Origin of the sequence: Vibrio inusitatus (genome assembly GCA_024346935.1) — a bacterium.
Taxonomy (GTDB): Bacteria; Pseudomonadota; Gammaproteobacteria; order Enterobacterales; family Vibrionaceae; genus Vibrio; species Vibrio inusitatus.
The window spans coordinates 1266583-1284138 of record AP024879.1; the positions used below are offsets into that span (position 1 = coordinate 1266583).

Annotated in this window: 17 protein-coding genes; 7 read left to right on the plus strand and 10 right to left on the minus strand. The window is 42.4% G+C overall.

From position 1 onward, the window contains the following. Positions 1-27 precede the first annotated feature (27 nt). From OCU48_RS18465 to OCU48_RS18480, 4 genes are all read right to left on the minus strand, one after another. Entirely contained in the window at positions 28-1350 is a 1323-nt protein-coding gene (locus tag OCU48_RS18465; RefSeq protein WP_141347185.1) for a CoA-disulfide reductase, read from the minus strand. 79 nt (positions 1351-1429) lie between these two features. Further along, positions 1430-2842: a cation:dicarboxylate symporter family transporter gene (locus OCU48_RS18470; protein ID WP_141347184.1), complete on the minus strand. Its 1413-nt coding sequence runs from the start codon at positions 2840-2842 to the stop codon at positions 1430-1432. A 24-nt stretch (positions 2843-2866) separates the two neighbouring features. Continuing rightward, on the minus strand, positions 2867-3250 hold the full coding sequence (locus tag OCU48_RS18475; protein ID WP_141347183.1) for a RidA family protein: 384 nt from the start codon (positions 3248-3250) through the stop codon (positions 2867-2869). Positions 3251-3265: 15 nt separating this feature from the next. After that, the gene (locus OCU48_RS18480) at positions 3266-3943 is read right to left on the minus strand and encodes a helix-turn-helix transcriptional regulator (protein ID WP_141347182.1); all 678 of its coding nucleotides are present in this window, start codon (positions 3941-3943) and stop codon (positions 3266-3268) included. A 416-nt stretch (positions 3944-4359) separates the two neighbouring features. Between OCU48_RS18480 and OCU48_RS18485 the strand changes: the two genes are divergently transcribed. Together OCU48_RS18485 and OCU48_RS18490 are read left to right on the plus strand one after the other, a co-directional pair. Then, positions 4360-5457 (plus strand): DUF3541 domain-containing protein, encoded by a 1098-nt coding sequence (locus OCU48_RS18485; protein ID WP_141347181.1) that lies wholly within the window; start codon positions 4360-4362, stop codon positions 5455-5457. Between the two features lie 162 nt (positions 5458-5619). Continuing rightward, on the plus strand, positions 5620-6390 hold the full coding sequence (locus tag OCU48_RS18490; RefSeq protein WP_141347180.1) for a hypothetical protein: 771 nt from the start codon (positions 5620-5622) through the stop codon (positions 6388-6390). Between the two features lie 54 nt (positions 6391-6444). Here OCU48_RS18490 and OCU48_RS18495 read toward each other — a convergent pair whose 3' ends face one another. From OCU48_RS18495 to OCU48_RS18515, 5 genes are all read right to left on the minus strand, one after another. Beyond that, positions 6445-7251: a fumarylacetoacetate hydrolase family protein gene (locus OCU48_RS18495; RefSeq protein ID WP_141347179.1), complete on the minus strand. Its 807-nt coding sequence runs from the start codon at positions 7249-7251 to the stop codon at positions 6445-6447. 77 nt (positions 7252-7328) lie between these two features. Continuing rightward, positions 7329-7511 carry a hypothetical protein gene (locus OCU48_RS18500; protein WP_244312390.1) on the minus strand — a complete coding sequence of 61 codons (183 nt, stop codon included), beginning with the start codon at positions 7509-7511 and terminating at the stop codon, positions 7329-7331. 264 nt (positions 7512-7775) lie between these two features. After that, positions 7776-8375, minus strand: coding sequence for a HupE/UreJ family protein (locus OCU48_RS18505; protein ID WP_167496238.1), 600 nt, complete (start codon positions 8373-8375; stop codon positions 7776-7778). A 38-nt stretch (positions 8376-8413) separates the two neighbouring features. Then, a complete protein-coding gene (locus OCU48_RS18510; RefSeq protein ID WP_167496237.1) occupies positions 8414-10891 on the minus strand; it encodes a LamG-like jellyroll fold domain-containing protein in 2478 nt (825 codons plus the stop codon). Between the two features lie 270 nt (positions 10892-11161). After that, a complete protein-coding gene (locus OCU48_RS18515) occupies positions 11162-12049 on the minus strand; it encodes a LysR family transcriptional regulator (protein WP_141347175.1) in 888 nt (295 codons plus the stop codon). 239 nt (positions 12050-12288) lie between these two features. Between OCU48_RS18515 and rimK the strand changes: the two genes are divergently transcribed. Genes rimK through OCU48_RS18530 form a run of 3 tightly spaced genes read left to right on the plus strand, consistent with a single transcriptional unit; the run spans position 12289 to position 14634 of the window. After that, complete coding sequence (gene rimK / locus OCU48_RS18520; RefSeq protein WP_141347174.1) at positions 12289-13194, plus strand: 30S ribosomal protein S6--L-glutamate ligase; 906 nt, start codon at positions 12289-12291, stop codon at positions 13192-13194. Beyond that, entirely contained in the window at positions 13194-14210 is a 1017-nt protein-coding gene (locus OCU48_RS18525) for a succinylglutamate desuccinylase/aspartoacylase family protein (RefSeq protein WP_141347173.1), read from the plus strand. The genes rimK and OCU48_RS18525 overlap by 1 nt, the downstream gene beginning before the upstream one ends. After that, positions 14203-14634 (plus strand): ATP-dependent zinc protease family protein, encoded by a 432-nt coding sequence (locus tag OCU48_RS18530; RefSeq protein ID WP_141347172.1) that lies wholly within the window; start codon positions 14203-14205, stop codon positions 14632-14634. Before OCU48_RS18525 ends, OCU48_RS18530 begins: the two co-directional genes overlap by 8 nt. Before the next feature lie 58 nt (positions 14635-14692). Here OCU48_RS18530 and OCU48_RS18535 read toward each other — a convergent pair whose 3' ends face one another. Next, positions 14693-15238 carry a cysteine hydrolase family protein gene (locus OCU48_RS18535; protein ID WP_141347171.1) on the minus strand — a complete coding sequence of 182 codons (546 nt, stop codon included), beginning with the start codon at positions 15236-15238 and terminating at the stop codon, positions 14693-14695. A gap of 470 nt (positions 15239-15708) precedes the next feature. On the opposite strand from OCU48_RS18535, the gene OCU48_RS18540 reads away from it, so the two are divergent. After that, a complete protein-coding gene (locus tag OCU48_RS18540; protein WP_244312388.1) occupies positions 15709-16740 on the plus strand; it encodes a type II asparaginase in 1032 nt (343 codons plus the stop codon). Positions 16741-16995: 255 nt separating this feature from the next. Then, complete coding sequence (locus tag OCU48_RS18545) at positions 16996-17493, plus strand: GNAT family N-acetyltransferase (RefSeq protein WP_141347169.1); 498 nt, start codon at positions 16996-16998, stop codon at positions 17491-17493. Positions 17494-17556: the final 63 nt, after the last annotated feature.

Sequence of the window (17556 nt, forward strand, 5' to 3'; positions counted from 1 at the left end):
TTCTAGGTTTTTTAATCAATACAAGATTTACTTAGCTACATTACCAGCCACATTCAGCGCATCCCATGTACGAGCAAACGGAGGAGCGTAACAGAAATCTAAATACCCCAATTGAGATGTGGTCATCTTAGCCGTAATCGCTACGGCTAAAGCATTAATGCGGCTCACTGCCCCCCTCTTACCTACAATCTCACCACCTAAAAGAACTTTCGTTGTCGGGTGATAGATTAGCTTAACCTTAATGTCTTCTTGGCCCGGATAGTAATCCGTTTGGTTCTTATCTGAAATGACAGAAATCTTATGTTCAATACCTGATTCTTCAGCCAATGCCTGAGTGACACCTGTACATGCCATTTCGTAGTCCAGTACTTTCAGACAAGATGAACCCAAGAAACCTTCTAAGTAGACATCTTTACCCGATAGGTTGTCTGCCATCATGCGAGCTTGCTTGTTCGCCGTTGTTGCAAGGGGCAGGTAAACAGGCTTATTCAAAGCAATATGATGAACCACAGCGCAATCACCTACTGCATAAATATGCTCGTCTGCTGTTTGACCAAACTCATTAACAAGCAAAGCACCCGTTGAATGTTTATCTAGATCAAACATTTCCGTATTTGGCTTAAAGCCTAAGGACATAACGACCACATCTGCAAATACCGAGCCTTTATCCGTGATCACTTCGTAGCCACCTGCATCAGCATCTCGAATAGCTTCTACGCTACAATCGACTCTTAAGTCTGCACCCGCTTCTGTAATGCTTTGCTCAACTGCAGATACCATATCTGCACCAAACTGCCGACTCATTACGCGAGAGGCACGCTCAATGATAGTCACCTTCTTGTTTAAATGGTCAGCGGCGTCAAACACCTCTAGTCCAATAAAGCCAGCACCAATTACGCAGATATTTTGATTTTTTTCTTCGGCAAATGCTGCTTTTACTGCCAAGCCATCTTCTTGGCTAGTCAACGTGAATACATTTTCAGAATTGTATTCACCGAAACTTGGGACGATAGGTCTAGCGCCGGTACAAATGATTAACTTATCGTAATCAATGCGTTTTATCTCACCTTTAGTGCTCACTTCTACTTGCTTACTGTTGCGGTCTATCCCTATGACTTCTGTAGACACTCGAAGATCCAGCCCTGACTTAATAGCCTGTTCCGGCGTACGAGAAATCATTCGCTCAGTATCATCAAACATGCCACCAGCAAAGTAAGGCAGACCACAACCACCAAACGAGATGTACTCACGCTTTTCGATGACCACTACTTCATCACTCGGTTGATTGCGTTTGTATTTTGCAGCAAAGCTCATGCCTGCTGCGTTGCCGCCGATTACCACTATTTTCATGCTAAAACCTTAACTAAAAAGGGTGGCCAATATGGCCACCAAATAGAGAGTATTTCTTTATATTTATTGGAGAAACCGATTAAGCTACTGCTTGCTCTGGCGTCTCTGTACCTTTGGCTATTTCAGAATTGTACACTTCATTGTCTAGAGTGCCGTTCTTCTTAGCCGTCATAACACCAGACAACATAGAGCCTGAGATATTCAACGCAGTACGCGCCATATCAATTAATGCTTCGATTGACACTAAAATTGCCACTATCGTGATATCTAGTCCCATGATAGTCAAGACTGCTACTGCAGCGAAGGTAGCACCACCACCGACACCAGCTATGCCAAATGACGCAATCGCGATAACAGCGACCAGTTGTACGATAAAGCCTAGGTCTACTGGGATACCCATTACTTGTGCTGCCATAATAGCGAGCATTGCTGGGTAGATACCTGCACAGCCATTTTGACCGATACTAGTACCAAATGTAGCGGACATGTTTGCCGTTTCTTCGTCTACACCCAGAGTGCGGTTCTGAGTTTCAACGTTAAGTGGAATCGCTGCCATGCTTGAGCGAGAGCCGAAACCAAATACTAGTACTGGCCAAGACTTCTTCACGAACTTCATTGGTGATAGGCCGGTGATGGAAACCATCGCAAGATGAACTAAGTACATTGCAAAAATTGCTGCGTAACTTGCAACTAGGAAGCGCCCCATCTCTGCCAATGCAAACAAGTCATTGGTCATCATAAACGAAGTCATAAGAGCAAATACGCCGTATGGTGTTAGCTTCAAGATTTCACGAACCATTGACAGCACAACTTCTTTAGCGGCATTGATGAAATCTACGAAGTTTTGCACTTTTTCAGGGCGACGCTTCTTAACCTGTAGGATGCTGTAACCAAGGAACATACCAAACAATACCGTTGATAGCGTTGAAGTTCTTTCAGAACCCGTCAGCATATCGAATATGTTGGTAGGAATGATGGATAGCGCTAGTGCTGCCAAACCATTGCTTGACATGGATTCTTGAGTAGAAATCAGACGGTCGCCACGAGCTTCAATCGCACCGTTGGAACCGATTGAACTCACCATTGCATTCGCATCAATACCAAAGATATAGATACTCGCTATGCCAATAATTGCAGATATTGCACACGTAAACAGCAAGATTCCGATGATTTTTGGAGCAATCTTGGAGAGTGCGCCGGCACCATCTACGTTCATGACTGATGAAACCATAGCCACAAACACTAATGGAATAACAATCATCTGTAGTAACTTGATATAACCTTTACCGAATACAGAGATAAATTCACCAAAACTCGCTATAGCACTGTGGTCAACACCGAGTGAAAGTTGAATAACACCACCAAATAAAAGCCCCCCTACTAATGCGCTTAATACTCGATAGTTAAATGTTTTCTTTTGCTTTTTGAAATTGGAAAGTACTGCGTAAAAACCCAAAAACAGTACAGAAAGTACAATAAATTGGAAACTCATGATTAAATCCTATTTAGTCTATTATTATTTGCGAAACGCTATAGCTTCGACTTCTACAAGGGCATCTTTAGGCAGGCGAGCTGCTTCTACACAAGAACGAGCCGGAGGGTTAGCAGTGCCAAACACTTCGGTATACACTTCGTTAAATTCAGCAAAATTCTCCATATCTGATAGGAAGCAGGTGGTTTTTAAAACGGTTTCAATACTGGCTCCACCGGCTTCTAACACTTCTTTAAGATTGAGTAGCGACTGTCTCGCTTGTTCTTTGATTCCGCCTTCCACAAATTCCATCGTCTCAGGATTTAAGGGCAATTGGCCCGAAGTTAGTACTAACTCTGAATATGCAGTACCTTGAGCATACGGTCCAATTGCTGCTGGAGCATTAGGGGTTGAGATAAGTTGTTTCACGACTTTTCCTTAATTTTATATTTCAATTGTTTCTGATTTGAATTCTCTGAGGAATTTATAAATTGCCTGACGAGTGATTCCAAGCTTCTCTGCTACTTGTGTTGTAGTCTCTTTCAGCTCAAAAATCCCATTATCAAACAGGTGCTTAGTAATGGCTTTATTACGTCCTTTCGAAGTGATGCTTGAATCACCATCCACTTCACGAATGGCTTGTTCAAGTGCTTGATAAATCACGTCACCAGCAGAGGTACTAAAGTGTTCGTTCTCTAAAAAATTGCTTACTGACACATCTGGCATCAGTGTTTTCATGATCTCAGGGAAGGGATGAGACAAGTTCATATTGATACACAGCATGCCAATAGCTTTGCCATTCTCACCAGCCAACACACATGTAGTCGATTTCATCATTGCGCCATCACTTCTCTTAGTGAAGTAGCATTTAGGTGAAACCTCTCCGGTTCGCTCAAACTCGCTCCACATTCGCAGACCGAGATCCGTAATTGGAGAACCGATTTCTCGCCCGGTATGATGCCCATTAACAATTTTTACGACTGAGTTTTCGAGGCTCTCAAAAGAGTGAATCAATACTTCGCAATGTGGACCTATCAAATCTGCAATGGTGTCGGCAATGCGAAAATAGTGTAGAAGGCTATTCTTGTCTTCTTTTGTAAACTGAACTTGTTGTACATTCATTGCTTAGGTTTACTTTCATTAACTCGATAGAAAAAGAATACTCCTATAGTAGTAGATAGCAAAACTCACGAAATATCATTAAGCGCATGATAAATATAGATTTAATTCGATTTATTGATCTAAGACAAAAAATATTAGCGAGTTACCTCACATAAAGCAGCCTCTTTAGGTTTAATTTTATTAACTTCGTCAAGGTTTAAAAATGTAAACTAAGGTTGTGCTAATTGAAATGAAGCAAGCGAAATGTGACCGTGTTCAACGTTGCTTAAATTTAGGGCAGAAAATACGTTAATCAATAACACTCAGTAGGTAACTTTGACAATAAAATAGCTATCAAAGTCATATCGTTAGCCAATTTTCGCCTAAAATAAGGCTACACAGTCAGTTTTTGCCTAGAGGCAAGGAGTTTCAATTAAATGCGCAACAAGCCGTTAGCCTACATCGGTATTGCAACGATCGTTGTTTCCAGCGCCGCGGTGTACTTATTAAGGCAACCCACTTCGCCAGAAACGTACCGTGACGCAGCCACGACGGTAAAGCAAACGTATGAACAGGCACTGTTTACTCTATCTCCCTACAAGCAAGGTCATTTTGGTCTGCGAATGTTTCGTCAAACGCAAGACCCTAAGTACCTAGTCGTAATTCAAGAAGACATCGGCATCATGTCTATCAGACTTAATCAGTTACATTCTGACTTGGATTCTCAGAAAGCGATGAGTCAATACGCTGAGCAGCGACTAGCACAATACCGTAAAGGCAAAGATGAACGTAGCAAAAGGCGACTCGTTGCAACAGAGGATAAACCTGAATATTTTTACTTAGGATTGGACTTGTTGCGATATATGGCTCGAGTTGACGACTACGGTTTAAAGTACAAAGACGATAGGACCCTTCGAAACTACCTTGAACGCTACCCCTTTAACACCCTTTTCACGGACAAAACCATGATAAGAGCATGGGCTGCGCAACTGGCCAATCAAGTATACTGGCTAAAGCAACTAGGAATGGGTGACTACGTCAGTGAATTTACTGCAGCACTGCGCGAAACCTATCCAGATCATGATGACTATCGACTGTCGTTACAGCAATATGAGAACAAACTGTACGGCATGACACATGTCATCATTGCAGACTCTGGTTATTATCAGCGGCTAGTGAACGTTGCAGATCACGCTTGGATATACGACTATTTTAGAAAAAACATCGAAGATATCATCACTTATACCAAGCAAGATGTTATCGCAGAGGTAGGCATCAGTTTTCTTCTTGCAGGACTGGACGATGACCCCGTAGTCTACAAAACACGAGAGGCCATCAGACAGTCTATCGATGAAACTGCAGGGCGCATTCCCTCTGCATCAGGAAACCTCGATTTTAGTTACGGTGAGCATCGAAATGTTTTGGCGATCATGCTACTCGACTGGCAATCTCCAAACCCTGGGCCAAACACAATAACTCACCCGAAAATGTTTGAATCTACGCCTTTTGGCTTGATTAAAGCAACTGAACAATAATACCCATCGTAGTAAATAGTTACGCATAATAAGTGTTGTTTATCAGTGATATATCATTTAGTGATTATTGCTTATATTTTAATTACCGTATAAAGGCTCGGAACAACTGCATGTGTTTACTGATGTGCAGCTTTCTTACATCATTCATTGTTGAGAGCCAAGATGAAACGTTTATTAAGCATACTTCTTTTCACCTCCTTAGTAGGGTGTAATTCTTCTAGTAACGATAACGCGTCACAACAAATCCCACCGACTCACCTGCCCGAGTCCTCTGTTCCAGAAAGACCGACTCCAGATGTCGATTATCCAGAGCACTTACCTGGTGATATGGTTCCAGATAGATTACCGATTGACTGGTATGGAGAGGCATCGTCGCGCTACGGAATGACCATTGAAGATCTAGATGCAGTATGTCGATACAATAACTTCCATCCGCAATTGGCCATTCACATATCCTGTCTTTGGGATAATGAACAACTGACTATCATTTACTATGTATCTCGCCACACTAGCGAACCAGAGCTGCTGTTCGAGCATTCCTTCATTTGGGTAATTAATGACGCTCGAATTGATCATGGCCTAATTTGGCCAATGACCAACCACACAGCAACAGGTTTAGAAGGACGTAATTTACGCGTGAGTTACGATGATGTGAGCCTAAACATTAGAACGGGTTGTGAAGCGGGAGAGTGCACTATCATTAATCATGTGTTGACGCACTTAACAGAAGACAATCGTATTCTATCCAATGGAATTCCGTACAATTACACTACTGATTTTGTTATGGATTCCTACCAAGAGTCAGAGCGCTTTTACTATCGCGCTAACTTTACTGACAGAGAGAATGGTGAGACGTTCAACAATACATTGCATTTGCACGATGATTTCCCACGCCTAATGCATAAGGTGTTGGCCCCTGCATTTGGTTATTAAACGTCTATAAGCTCCAATCAGATAGTGCCGATGGTCATCGGCACTATCTCAGTTCTAAAACTCGATTCTATTACTCAACTCCCCGACTTTCTCTATTGAAACTGTCACCACATCCCCATCATTGAGAGCTTTCGTTCTTCCCGGTGTTCCCATAAAGACAAGATCACCCGGCTTTAGCGTAAAATACTGGCTAAGGTAACTGACAACCTTCGCAGGACTATGAATCATATTCTTAGTCGATTCCTGCTGTACAACCTCTCCATTTAAACGAGTAGTAAGAACGACGTTGTTGTAGTCTACTCCACGCGTTATGGTGGCCCCTATTGGACCAAATCCATCGGACGCTTTCGAACGTAGCCATTGCAAGTCTTTCCCCTGCCAACCTCGCTCAGTAATATCGTTACCAACCGTCACACCAAAGATCGCATCACGAGCTTCTTTCTCAGTGGCGTAACGAATTTCTTTTCCTATCACAAGAACAAGTTCCCCTTCAAAATGCACATTACTGGCACCTTTGGGTACAACAACTGGTTCACCAGACAGTACTAGAGAAGACGGTAACTTAAGAAAAAGTGGTGGTGGCTTGTTCGAAGGTGAGGATAGATGACTGGCAAAATTCATTCCCACCGCGAACACTTTCTCCGGCTCGACGGGCAGCAATAATCTGACGTCCTTTTTCTTTATAGATTGTGTCGACAGGCTGTATTGACCGAAAACATCCCCCTCAATAGGGTAGATATCTTGTTGTTTCAGCTGTCCATAACTAGCTTCATCTTGATACTCATAACGCACAAATTGCTCACTAGTGGCAAATGCCGCTGTGGCGAAACAAAGCCCACTGACAAATAAAATCCAGTTCATATATACCCTCCTATAGACCTCAACTCTACGCAACAACGAAGAATATCGATCATAGTCGAGAATGATAGCGGCTGAGATTATTCACTCGCCAATAAGGTTACCGGTGTTTCGTCCATCAGTTCGTTTACATCACCAAAGGCCAATATTGTTTGATTTATATCGTGAGATACATACAAGAATGCACCCAATATTAACAACACAACAAGTAGTATCGCTATTCCTTGTTTAAACACCAAAATGAAATCTGATTCATAACGCATAAGCACCTCAATCCTTTGAATTTGCTAATGAATACACATGTAATACTAAGCGCTTTTATATTGATGGATTAGCGATGAAAAAAGGTTTTGTGAGGTTCGAGGTGAGCGTAAATAAAAACTGAAGACTGAGTCACTTTTAGCGCAATAAATAAGCCAGTTTGCGTGATCTAGGTATATGCAAACTGGCCAATAAATCCAAGGTTTATTTCTAATCTCTACTATCCAGGTTACTTCGCCGTAACAGGGGTGTAGTTAGATATGACACTACAATCTATAAGTAAGCATGAGTAGTGGAAGGTACTCAGTAACCAAATAACCACCAATACCTGCAAATGCAGCACCAGCGTAATTTAAATATTCTGTTGTACGTTCATTTCTTTCCGCTAATTTGCCTAGTATTACACCAACGAAGTGAATCAATGCAGTTCCAAGTAAAAATCCGGATACGAATAGCTCAGGGTTAGCGATTCGAGGTAGTTCAGAACCATGAGCATAACCATGGAAGATACCGAAGAAACAGCTTCCCAATAACCCTATAATGATAGCCGGCTTATAGCGTGTGAAAATAGCAATACCCAACACAAATACTGAAAGAGCAATGGCGAACTCTGATAAAATAAGTCGCACGCCCATCAATGCAAAGCCAGCGCCACAAACCATCGCTAACATGAAGCAGGCAGGAATTGTCCAAACGTATCGCCCACCCAACCGAGCACTGACAATGCCAACAGATAACATTGCCATCAAGTGATCAATCCCAACAACAGGGTGTAAAATACCCTCAAAAAAGCCCGCATCCATCACACGAACATGCGCATATGCAGGTGCTGATGCCAACAGCAGTAAAGTAGCTAATATTTTCATGTTAATTGGCTGCCAATAAATGGCAGCCATCTCCTTAATTATTTTTGTTGGTTGTGGATAGCTTTGATTTCTTTGTCGCTCAAGGCACGATCCCAAACCATGGCATCAGACATATAACCTTGGAAGTAACGTTCGTTATTGTTGCTACTGTCAGACCACCCCGAAGCAATATTGAATAGGTTTCCGTTGCCATCTGAGTTCCACTTCAGTTCAGCTCCTTTCTCTTCTTCGGCAATTAACTCACCATTTAGATATAGACGAACCATTCGATTGTCATAGGTAGTCACAAGGTGTGACCAAACATCTACATCAGCTGAGTAGTCTGTTGCTCGTAAATAGGTAAACCCTTCATGATCGCCAGCTTCAGCGCGCTCTGCAGCGATACCTGTAGCCCACATGGTTCTTTGGCGAGAGCCTAAACAGAATCCGCTCTTAGTTCTTTCTCCGTTACCCATATAGCAGCCCCAATCACCAATAGAGTCAGGCTTTAGCCACACAGAGAAGGTGATCTGGTCATCGCCTAGCCATTGGTTTGGAGTATCCAATTCCGAGTCCACGGGAGTATATGAAATCTTCGTTTCTTGGTTGTAGCCAGTATGCAGTACAGAACCACGTTCGCTGTCATTAACAAACTCATAGTCACCCTCTACGGTAACAGTCAGTCCATGCTTAGCAATTGTAGGCTCTAGATCGTCTGCTAATGGCAGTTCAATGGTGGCATGCAAGTGTTTAGCTTCAACATCACTGTTGTACACTTCAAATTCTTCTGGATTAGACCAAGCAGACCAACGTTGCATCTCATCTCTGTAGCGACCAATGACGCAGAAGTTGCCCTCTGGAAGTTCGTAGTCTTTGTAAAAGGTATGCTCAGTTCCGATATATAGCTTAGATATATCTTGGTCTTCGTTGCGGTCAATGCCTCTTAGATCTGCATCGCTCTCCGCACCAAAAATGTTCTCAATATCGCGCTTAACATTAAGCTCAGCAGTATTGATCTCACAAGAACTGGTGTATGGGTTTGGCTTTCCAATAACAAACTCAGTACTGAACATATCAGTACCAGCAGTGCTGTAATACTCTGACAGAGCCAATTCCAAAGTATCGTTTTGCATATCAAGCTGTGAAGTCGACAATGATATAGAAGGTTTATCTGGCAATATGCCACTCTTATTCAAACGGAATTCATCCTTTAAAATTGGCGTTGTTAATGGATTAACAACATTGCCAGTAGACCAGGTTTGAATAACTACTTCATCGGTCTCCAAATTAATATCAACCAATTGGAAATTGTGTAATTGCTGAGTTCTGGAAACGTCCGGATAATCGTTTACTGAACCGTGAGCGACCAATTTGTCATAATCAGAAGGGTCATCGACGCGCTTAGTCCAATATTCATCGAAGGATGCGCCACCACTGATCAAGTGATAACCACTATGGTCACGGAAAGTACCTCGAGCATAGTTGTGAGTGTGCGCACCAATGTACATAGCAAACTTATCTGATTTATTCAGCTCCGCGGTATACACACGTTCTACAAGCTCTTCAGCATCACCCTGACCAAGCTCGGAAAGAAGTGGGTGATGTCCTACTGCAAAAATCCAATCAATAGCATCATCTTGATCCGCTGTTTCAACTAGCTCTTTCACCCACTGACCTTGACGAACCATTTCGTCACCAGTCATATTGCTGAGTTTTACTTCAGTGTTCAGCATGACAAACAGAGCGCGCCCTTTTTTGAATGCATAGTATTCTTCAACATGATCGGGAAGTGGCTGGATACCCTGATAATCTAGATGGTCGTACTTAAAGTGTGCGAAATAAAGTGATGCTGTAGGGTCTTGATAATATTCATGATTCCCCAAAGCGGTATAAAAAGGTAATTCACCTGACAAGTACTTCATTTTGCCAAAATGGGTATCCTGATAATCTTGCAAAGTACTTCTATCAACCTGATCACCATTGTTGAGGACCATAGTGGCTGCATGAACTCCCTCTTCTGGGTATTCAGTTTCCAGAACATAACGTGCGCCTTTTACTAGACGGTCTATACGGTCGTCCTCAGCGTATTGGTGGTCTCCAATCACAAGAAAGCGCAGATTTCCTTGTTTATCGTCGCTTGGTGCAGCTACAAAGCTAAATTCTTCAGAGGCGGTATGATCTGTAATTACTCGATAATAATAGGTAGTACCAGGGGTTAGGCCTTCAATGCTCGCTGTATGATAATGATATTGGTAACCAAGGCGCTGTGAATCACCGTATATCTCATTGGTATACAAACCAGGCTTAGGTCCAAACAAAACTTTTGATTCGTTGCCAGCGTCAGTGCGCCAACTCACCACAATACTGTCGTCTTGTGCCGACATTAAATAAGGGTCGTTAATCAGTACATAATTACTCGGGTCAAAAGGGATTCCACTCCCATCCTGAGAATCATTACTTGAACTCGATTTACAGCCTGTTAACGCCAAAGCTAGGGTAACGCTTACTGCCAATACCTTTAAATTGGGGGTTTTCATCATTTCTCCAAAATCCATAGAAACCAATCTGATATAGACCAGATGAATTTAGATGATAATAATTGAAGATTTCATATTGATTGCGCGAATGTGGAATTCATTTAATATTCATACACACACATAAACTGTCACTTACCAGTAACACAAGTCCAGTTTAGCTAAGGCAATAAGATAGGTGTAATACCTCTGTCTATGGTTAAGAAATTCAAACTGACACCCACAAAAAAGGAGCGCCAATGCGCCCCTTACTGAGAGTTTTGACCGAATAGCTTAACTCAATGCATCGCCAGCCTGCTGCAGACTAAATGCGGTCAATGGATCTATTTCACCGACGAGTTTCTCAACTTGTTTAATCGCTTCAATAGAGGTGCTCGATCTTCGATAGCTTAAATATATAGGTCTGTTCCAGTCTTCAATTTGATCTACTTTATGAAGTTGACCGCTGGCTATGAACGGCTCCACAACAGACTTTGGTAGATACGCTGTACCACCTTTTTCTAAGATAAAATCCAAAGCAATACGGCCTGTAGAGGTGCGTAAATACGGGGCTGGTATCTGTGGATGTCGCTCAGCGTGCTCTGATGCGAATTTGGTTCCCCAATCAACATAAACATAGTTCTGTTGGAACACATCTTGTTCTTTGCTAGGTAAGGTTGAAACCATGGTTAATACCAGATCAGCAATTTTACTGCATTCCAACTCGTCAGACTTTAGCGGATCTAATGCAAAGGCCATGTCTAAAGTACGCTCTAACAAGTTTCGGTTTAATTGCTCACGTGACAATGACTCAGCAATAAAGCCATATCCGGAGAAGGAATCAGTGATAACACTCAAGCCGTTTTGTAGATATGCATCCCAGATGTTAGGTGTGCCACCAATAGTCAATTGCAATGCTTTACCGCTGTCTAGAGAGAGTTCAAATTTTGCCTGTTGTAGAGTGTTTACCATAACCTCGGCATACCCTATTAAGCGCTCTCCAGCACTGGTCAATTTAATCGCATTACGGTCTCGAATAAACAGGGTAGTATCAAAGTAGGATTCAAGCTGTTTTATACGAGCACTCACCGCTGCCTGAGTAATATAAAGATTCTCAGACGCGCGGCCAAAATGTCTCTCTCTAGCCACTTCTAAAAAGGTTTTAAATACCTTTACATCCATAACGTTATTCTCTTATTAGGCCCTATATTGTTTTGATTCTGGGCAAGCACCTACTAACACTGTAGACCTACACAATACCGCTAACAAATAGCTTAAGTACATAGTGTTGCACCGTAAATATGAACTTATTCTTTACGACAAATTTCCCTTATCTTGTCGACAAAAATTATTCGCTTACGTTTAAAGAACAATACGACTACATTGCGCGCAAATTAACCGTAACTGTAGGAATCGAAACCATGCGTATTGCAATCTTATCTCGTAATGAATCTTTGTACTCCACTCGTCGCCTTAAAGAAGCAGGTGAAGCGAGGGGACATCAAGTAGATATTATTGATACTCTGCATTGTTATATGGACATTACGAGTAATAGTCCAAAGGTTCGCTACCAAGGTGAAGACTTGCCTCATTACGATGCAGTTATCCCAAGAATTGGATCTTCGATTACCTTTTACGGTACAGCAGTAGTTCGTCAGTTTGAAATGATGGGAACCTTTGCTGTCAACGAATCTGTAGCGATCAGTCGTTCTCGCGACAAATTACGCTCATTGCAGTTGTTATCACGCAAAGGCATTGGTCTACCTCGCACCGGATTTGCTAGCAAACCAGACAACATTCCTGATGTAATCAAGAACGTCGGTGGTGCTCCAGTAGTCATCAAACTTCTGGAAGGTACCCAAGGCATTGGCGTTGTATTAGCAGAAACTAACAAGGCTGCAGAGAGCGTTATTGAAGCGTTTATGGGCCTAAAAGCGAACATCTTAGTTCAAGAGTTCATTGAAGAAGCAAAAGGTGCTGACATTCGTTGCTTCGTAGTAGGCAACAAAGTAATAGCAGCGATGAAACGACAAGCAGGTGAAGGTGAATTCCGCTCGAACTTGCATCGTGGTGGCACAGCGCAACTTGTGCGCTTGACTAAAGAAGAGCGTCAAACTGCGATTAATGCTGCGAAGGTAATGGGACTTAATGTATGTGGTGTAGACATTTTACAATCTAAGAATGGTCCGGTAGTGATGGAAGTAAACTCCTCACCAGGCCTAGAAGGTATCGAAAAAGCAACTGAGCAAGATGTTGCTGGGATGATTTTCGATTTTATTGAAAAAAATGCCAAGCCAAACGCAAACAAAACCAAAGGGAAAGGCTGATGAGTAAGGCACTTACTATTGCCGGTGTAGATATTCTGCCTGGCGAGCAATGCCAGATTGATGTGCCTGTTGCGAAGTTGTATACCGATACAGAACTCTCGCTACCGGTACACATTCAGCGAGGTAAGCGCCAAGGACCAACCGTGTTTGTCAGTGCCGCAGTTCACGGTGATGAGCTAAATGGTATTGAAATCATTAGGCGCTTAATCTCGGCTAACTTAGATGTCATTCGAGGCACCTTAATCTTGGTACCTATGGTGAACGTCTATGGAGTATTAAGCCAGAGCCGTTATTTACCGGATCGCCGCGACCTCAACCGCTGTTTTCCGGGTTCAGAAAAGGGCTCAATGGCCGCGAGATTAGCGCATACTTTGATGGAAAATATTATCAAACACTGTGACTACGGCATTGACCTGCATACTGGTGCGATTCATCGGTCCAATTTGCCACAAATCCGTGCGGATCTCAGTGATGGTGAAACACGCGAACTTGCAGAAATATTTGGTGTCCCAGTACTGTTGAATTCAGTATTGAGAGATGGTTCTTTACGTGAAGCGGCTACTAACAATGGCACTCGAATCTTGCTGTATGAAGCAGGCGAAGCATTACGTTTTGATGACTTATCTATCAACGCCGGTTATCAGGGAGTGCAGAATGTACTCATGAAGCTAGGTTTGATTCGCAAGCGTCGAATCAAACGTAAAATTGAGCCATTTATTGCCAACAAAAGCGAATGGTTACGAGCAAGTGGCAGTGGCTTCGTTAACGAGATGTTCGAGCTTGGAGAGCAAGTTACTGAAGGGCAAACCTTGGCCGAGATACACTCTCCGCTTGGCGAGTTAATCCAAAAAGTGACTTCCACACGTTCTGGCATCATTATTGGCAAGCAGAACATTCCTTTAGTTCAAGAAGGTGATGCTATGTACCACATAGCTTACTTTGGGCAAAATGATGACGGTGTAGCAGAACATATAGAGCTGCTACAAGACACTTTAGGTGAAAGTGATAATGGATAGATTGATAATAGGTAATCTTGAACTGTGTAGCTTACCTGACTTAGGCATTGATGATCTTGAAGTGCGAGTAGATACTGGAGCTAAAACCTCATCGCTACACGCGGACAACATCCGTAAATTTCGTAAAAATGGTAAGCCATACGTAGAGTTTGATCTCCACCCAGACATCTACAACTTAGAGAAAATCATAACCTGTCAGGCTAAGGTAATTGACTCACGTAAGATCAAGTCTTCAAACGGAGAAGCAGAGCAGCGCTGTGTCATTAAGACTTCATTCTGCATTGCTGGCCACTGCTGGCCAATCGAAGTGACGCTAACCAACCGTAAAGATATGTCTTACTTGATGCTGCTAGGGCGTGAAGGTATGGGTAATAAGGTGTACGTTGACCCTAGTCGCGCATTTACGCTAGATACTGAAGATTAAAGCCTCTAATCCAAGATAAAAGAAGGAAGCCATCGCTTCCTTCTTTTGGTCATTAAATCTAAAGTATTTCCTTTGTTGTCATTAATACACTCATCTTTGGAAACACCTTCTCACAACTATGCTGATGGCAAGCAGAGTCCATGTCAGCGATAGCATCTTCTACAATCACGACGTTGTAATCTAATTCAAAGGCTTGTCTAGCCGTCGATTCAACGCCAACACTAGTAGCAATTCCAGTGAGATAGACGTGAGTAATTCCCTGTTGTTTAAGCTGCTCATCTAAGACAGTGTTGGTAAATGCGCCCCACGAGTATTTTGTCAGGCACTTGAATCTAGGCTTATTGCTAAAGCTTTCAATCACGGTTCCCCAAACAGTTTCAGGTGACGCTTGATCACTTTGGGACGCTCTTTGTTGCAACTCGGTGAGCCCCTTTGATCGACCTGCTACGTTAACTATGAAAACCGGCAACTTTGCTCGTTCAAATGCTCCACATAGTTCGAGGCTATTGTTAACCACTGGCGTTGCTACTTCTGTTGGCACTTTATCAACAATGCCTTCTTGTAGGTCGATGACGATAAGTGCTGAATGCTTCTTTATACCCATTAATCGATGCCTTATTGCTACGTATACTAAGAATTAGAATACACCCAGTTCGTGATTTTTGATTGTGAAGCATTCTAATACCAATCGTACTAAATAACTGGTCATCCTAACTTGTTAAATTACTCTATGATTGCGTTAGAATTTTTGATTGTAGAATAACTACTTATCAAAAAATTCCGTCTTGTCCTCGAGCATTTTTCCTACGCTATTTCAGATCACCTACTTAGTTTGATTGGTATAATCAGCTACCTTAACTCCCTATCCCGGTGCAATTGCACCAATTGGAAAATACGCAACTTTCATCTAGAAACACTTTAACCACAATCAGTTTCAAAGCTAATCTTGACTCTATAAAAACATGAATTACACGGCTTATTTTTCACTTAAACAGATGAAATAATCGTTTAATCGTAGAAGTGGCACCGATTGTGCAATGGGTTAGTGATACCCATTTAGTTCCAGAGGAACCCATGAAAAAACTTACTACAGCCCTAATCATTTCATCTCTATTTAGCTTGAACGCCATTGCCCAAGAACTGCCGAATATCACCATTCTAGGAACAGGTGGCACTATTGCGGGCTCTGCAGAGAAATCAACGGATGTAACCGGCTATAAAGCAGGAGAAATTGCGGTATCTACTCTCATTGAAGCGGTTCCGCAAATTGTTGATGTAGCTAACGTAGATGGTATTCAAGTTGCTAATACCAGTAGCTCTAACATCGATAGCAAGATATTGCTTGAGATGGCAAAGACGGCTAACTCTCTATTGCAAAAAGACACCTCAGGCGTGGTCATTACCCACGGCACTGATACCACAGAAGAAACCGCCTTTTTCATGGATCTAGTAAATCAAACCGACAAGCCAATTGTTGTTGTTGGTGCTATGCGCCCAGCAACCGCTATTAGTGCCGATGGCCCAATGAACCTATTGAATGCTGTTAAACTAGCTTCTGATGAGAGTGCTCATGGAAGAGGCACTATGGTGCTTTTGAACGATAATATTGGCGCGGCTTATTACACCTCTAAAACAAGCTCTATCTCTTTAGATACCTTCAAAGCACATGATCAAGGCTTCTTAGGAACCTTCGCCGGAGGCGAGCCTAAGTTCTATTACGAGCCAGCTAAGGTCATGGGGAAACCAACATTTGATGTATCCAAGTTAGAGAGCTTACCTAAAGTGGATATTGTATACAGCTACCAAAATATGGGACCTGAGATCATTGATGCTATCGTAGAATCTGGCGCAGATGGCATTGTGGTTGCGGGCAGTGGTAATGGGTCAGTTCCTTCTGCGGTTCGAGAGAAGATTAGCCAGCTAAACGAAGACGGTTACCCAGTGGTACTTTCTACACGCACAGGCTCTGGCTTTGTCACTGCAAAATCTCACGCTATCGGTTCTGGCGTACTAAATCCACAAAAAGCACGAATCATGTTAATGCTTGCACTGACTGAAACTCAAGATGTGAAAGAGTTACCTGTTTACTTTGGCACACAAAGCTAACCTTAATTATAATCCTCGCCAGCTCTAGGTTTATAGTTAGAGCTGGCTTATTAAGGTTGAGCGCCCTTTTCTCTATTTCACCAACTCAGATTAGTTTCAAATTTCAAAAATGATTGGGCTCTCGCAAAATTTGATGCCTATTCTCAATTGACTCTGTATGAAGGTGATGGCGAAGGTTACATCGATTATCCTAGAGACCAAACATAATGAATTCAACGACAGCCTTAAGGTTGCCGTTATTGTTTAAGAGGCTATATGGACGTTACCTTTACGAGAGTCACCAATCAACAACAAGTAGATGCTATTGTCGACCTAGCGAATATCATATGGACTGAGCACTACACACCCATCATAGGCGCAGAGCAAGTTCACTATATGCTCACTCACATCCACTCGCCTACGACAATCGCGACAGAAGTAAAAGATAAGAACATTCACTATTACCTAATTCATAAGGATGGAAAAACAGCCGGGTATGTTGGTGTAAAACTGCAATCTGACCAGCTGTTTTTAAGCAAGATTTATGTTCTCTCTAGTCAGCGGGGTAACGGTATTGGTGCCCTCTCGATTAGCTTTATCAAGGACCTAGCTAACTCCAACAATTTGAATAAGATTTTTCTTACCGTCAATAAATACAATGCCCACTCCATTGCAGCCTACCAGCGTATAGGTTTTGAAATAACAGAAGAAATCGTCGCCGATATTGGTGGGGGATATGTCATGGATGACTATAAGATGGAGCTAAATCTCTAAAAACTGCAATAAAATCGAAATAAAGAATCATTACTATCAGCGTACGCTGAGGCATAACTACGC

Bases quoted from the DNA above. Each gene is read 5' to 3' on its own strand.
- OCU48_RS18480 (WP_141347182.1), bottom strand. From the start codon at position 3,943: ATGAATGTACAACAAGTTCAGTTTACAAAAGAAGACAAGAATAGCCTT.
- OCU48_RS18465 (WP_141347185.1), bottom strand. From the start codon at position 1,350: ATGAAAATAGTGGTAATCGGCGGCAACGCAGCAGGCATGAGCTTTGCT.
- OCU48_RS18545 (WP_141347169.1), top strand. From the start codon at position 16,996: ATGGACGTTACCTTTACGAGAGTCACCAATCAACAACAAGTAGATGCT.
- rimK (WP_141347174.1), top strand. From the start codon at position 12,289: ATGCGTATTGCAATCTTATCTCGTAATGAATCTTTGTACTCCACTCGT.
- OCU48_RS18515 (WP_141347175.1), bottom strand. From the start codon at position 12,049: ATGGATGTAAAGGTATTTAAAACCTTTTTAGAAGTGGCTAGAGAGAGA.
- OCU48_RS18535 (WP_141347171.1), bottom strand. From the start codon at position 15,238: ATGGGTATAAAGAAGCATTCAGCACTTATCGTCATCGACCTACAAGAA.
- OCU48_RS18540 (WP_244312388.1), top strand. From the start codon at position 15,709: ATGAAAAAACTTACTACAGCCCTAATCATTTCATCTCTATTTAGCTTG.
- OCU48_RS18470 (WP_141347184.1), bottom strand. From the start codon at position 2,842: ATGAGTTTCCAATTTATTGTACTTTCTGTACTGTTTTTGGGTTTTTAC.
- OCU48_RS18510 (WP_167496237.1), bottom strand. From the start codon at position 10,891: ATGAAAACCCCCAATTTAAAGGTATTGGCAGTAAGCGTTACCCTAGCT.
- OCU48_RS18500 (WP_244312390.1), bottom strand. From the start codon at position 7,511: ATGCGTTATGAATCAGATTTCATTTTGGTGTTTAAACAAGGAATAGCG.
- OCU48_RS18525 (WP_141347173.1), top strand. From the start codon at position 13,194: ATGAGTAAGGCACTTACTATTGCCGGTGTAGATATTCTGCCTGGCGAG.
- OCU48_RS18485 (WP_141347181.1), top strand. From the start codon at position 4,360: ATGCGCAACAAGCCGTTAGCCTACATCGGTATTGCAACGATCGTTGTT.
- OCU48_RS18495 (WP_141347179.1), bottom strand. From the start codon at position 7,251: ATGAACTGGATTTTATTTGTCAGTGGGCTTTGTTTCGCCACAGCGGCA.
- OCU48_RS18490 (WP_141347180.1), top strand. From the start codon at position 5,620: ATGAAACGTTTATTAAGCATACTTCTTTTCACCTCCTTAGTAGGGTGT.
- OCU48_RS18505 (WP_167496238.1), bottom strand. From the start codon at position 8,375: ATGAAAATATTAGCTACTTTACTGCTGTTGGCATCAGCACCTGCATAT.
- OCU48_RS18530 (WP_141347172.1), top strand. From the start codon at position 14,203: ATGGATAGATTGATAATAGGTAATCTTGAACTGTGTAGCTTACCTGAC.